The sequence below is a fragment of the Paraburkholderia tuberum STM678 genome, assembly GCF_902833905.1.
GTDB classification, from domain to species: Bacteria; Pseudomonadota; Gammaproteobacteria; order Burkholderiales; family Burkholderiaceae; genus Paraburkholderia; species Paraburkholderia tuberum.
The window spans coordinates 1-2,630 of sequence record NZ_CADFGP010000149.1 but is presented as its reverse complement, the minus strand read 5'-3'; the positions used below and the strand labels follow the sequence as shown (position 1 = coordinate 2,630).

Below are 2,630 nucleotides of genomic sequence, written 5' to 3'. Positions count from 1 at the left end.
CGTATGCGGTCCACCAACGACGCCACTCAGAGGTGCTCTGAGGCGTAAGTTGTGTGGTAGGAAGAAGGGTCAGCGGAGATTGGCGGGCATCTTCCACGGCAACAGCGCGTCGTAGTCGTCGACGGTCTTCGCCAGTGGCAGACGTTGGAACAGCCAGGTGAGGTAGCCGTACGGGTCGATGCCGTTGGCTTTTGCTGACTCGACCAGCGAATAAAGATTCGCACTCGCATGTGCGCCAGCAACTGTATCGGCAAACAGGAAGCTTTTGCGTGCGACGACAAACGGACGAATGGAATTTTCGCAGGGATTGTTCGATATGGGCCAGATGCCGTTCTCGACGTATCGGATCAGCTTGGGCCACTGCCCATGCAGATAGGTCAGCGCCTTGCCGAGTAAACTTTGCGGCACGACGCCGGGCAACTGTTCAAGCATCAGCTTTTCGATGGCATCCAGCACGCGTGCACTGTATCGTCGTCGCAATCGCTGTCGTCGTTCAGCCGGCCACGTTTCACTGCGCGCCTCCGCTGCGAACAGCTTGCCAATCAGTTTGATGAAGCGTGTGGCGAGCAGATCGGGGGAGCGGGCCGCCTTGGGCACGTTATCTTCGGCCTTGACCAGATACCGTCTCGCATGAGCCCAGCATCCGAGATGCACGAGCTGATACTGTTGCGCGATGCCGTTGTAGGGCTCGTATCCGTCGGTCATCAGAACTGCACCCTTGCGAATGCCGGCGAACAGTTTGTCGGCCAGCTTCGCGCCGCGACCAGCCGTATAGGCGAAACAGCGGATGGGCGTTCCCGATGCGGTCATTTGCGCCCAGAGATAGCTTTTCGTTTGCGGCTTGCGCCCTTCTTCCTTCAGGACCTGGAACGTCGTCTCGTCGCAGTAGATCACGTCAGCATCGAGCAACGCGTCGCGCATCAGGTTGATAACGGGCTGCGTCGCGAGACCGACGCGGACCATGCTCGCGGCGAGCGTGTTCGACGAGATGTCGCCACCGAAGCGTCGCAGCAGGCCAGCCTGACGATAGATCGGCATGCCGAACTGATACTTGCCGGTGGCGACCCACGCGAGTGCCGATTCCGTCAGCAGTCCACGCGGGATGATGCGCAGCGGCGCCGGCGTGACCTTGATGCCAAGATCGCAGCACGGGCAGGCATACTTGACGCGCTGGTGCTGGATGACGCGAAGCTGTTCGGGGATCACGTCGAGCTGCTCGCTCGTTTCGACGCCGATCTCGACGAGTGCATGGCCGTCGTGGTTGCAGAAGCGTTCGGCTTCGGGAAGTTCGTGCCGAACGACTTCGCGCGGCAGACTGGGATCGAGCGGTTTGCGATGACCGCGCTTCTTGCGCGTGTGCGCTGCGATCGTGGTTTCGGGAGTATCTTCCTGCGCGGGTGTTGCGTTCGTGCCGAGCACTTCGGCTTCATTGAACAGACCGGGCTGATCCGAGGCTCGCGCTTCGCTCTTCGCGCCGAACAGCTCGCGCCGGTAAGCGCGCAGTCGTTCCTCGGCCAGGTCGCGCTCCGCAGTCACGAGACGCAGTGCGCTGCGTAACCCGTCACGCTCTGACTGAAGGGCGTCGTGCTCCTCACGTATCGCGAGGAGCGCCCTGAGTTCGTCAGCGTCGATGGTCACGTTGATCGGCATGCCACTTAGACCGGCACGCCGATGCCGTGTTCAACTCACGCGAGCATAGTGGCGTTTCGGATGCCGCTGAAGAGCAGCAATGTCGGCACCTTCGAGAAGCCAGTGCAGCAGATCGACGGTCAACGTCACGACTTCGGTTTTGCTGTCAGGCCAGACGAAGCGATCATTGGCCTCGAGTCTCTTGAGCATCAGCCAGAAACCGTTGTGCTGCCAGCCCAGGATCTTGACGCGATCGCATCGCCGGTTGGTAAAAACGTAGAGCGAGGAATCCATCGGATTCAGGCGCATCGCCTGTTCGACGAGAATCGACAGACTGTTCATTCCGTACCGGAAGTCGACGGGATCGCGGTGCAGGTATACCGTCAGCTTTTCGTCGAACCGGAACACGGCATCCTCCGGAACATCTGGACCACGGTGCTCAGCTCGTCGATGCTCGCTGCACTGAGATCGAGCTCCACGCCGTTCGACAGACATACATGCAGTGAGAGCGTCATCGGCGGTGCCGGAGATACGGGTGGTGGCGGCAGTGCCGGTGGTAGTGACACGACAGGAACAAATGCAGAGGAGGATTCTGCCGGCGCGGTCCGCTTACGTGAATCCGGCATATCGATGGCTTTGCCATCCATTACTTCGACTGCGGGTGGTGATGGGGCGCGCTCGTCGGCGTCGTCCTTCAGCGATGCCAATGAGATGCCTTTCTCACGCTCCATCAGGTACTTCGTAGTCCATTTGCGCAGCAGGTTGGCGTTGATCCCATGCTCCTGTGCCAGACGGGCTACCGACACGCCCGGGCGCAATGCAGCCTCGACCAGCGCGCGCTTACCGTTTTCGTCATAGCGACGGCGCCCGTCGCGGCTTAGACGAACTACTCTTAACTCTGAGTCATTGCCAGCCATAGGTGTCCACCTCCACGTAGGTGGACACCAATGCTCCTCGCTCATGCCGCCAGCCGATAGACGTCGAAGATGGACCGCTTACGA

Annotated in this window: 3 protein-coding genes; all 3 read right to left on the bottom strand. The window is 60.4% G+C overall.

Annotated elements, in window-relative coordinates; all coding sequences use genetic code 11:
• Positions 1–69 precede the first annotated feature (69 nt).
• The 3 genes from tnpC to HWY30_RS40580 are packed head-to-tail and all read right to left on the bottom strand — an operon-like array spanning position 70 to position 2,546.
• Positions 70–1,650: an IS66 family transposase gene (gene tnpC, locus HWY30_RS40590; protein ID WP_090806476.1), complete on the bottom strand. Its 1,581-nt coding sequence runs from the start codon at positions 1,648–1,650 to the stop codon at positions 70–72.
• Positions 1,651–1,680: 30 nt separating this feature from the next.
• On the bottom strand, positions 1,681–2,037 hold the full coding sequence (gene tnpB / locus HWY30_RS40585; protein WP_167368694.1) for an IS66 family insertion sequence element accessory protein TnpB: 357 nt from the start codon (positions 2,035–2,037) through the stop codon (positions 1,681–1,683).
• Complete coding sequence (locus tag HWY30_RS40580; protein WP_090810131.1) at positions 2,013–2,546, bottom strand: transposase; 534 nt, start codon at positions 2,544–2,546, stop codon at positions 2,013–2,015. The genes tnpB and HWY30_RS40580 overlap by 25 nt, the downstream gene beginning before the upstream one ends.
• Between the last annotated feature and the right edge of the window lie 84 nt (positions 2,547–2,630).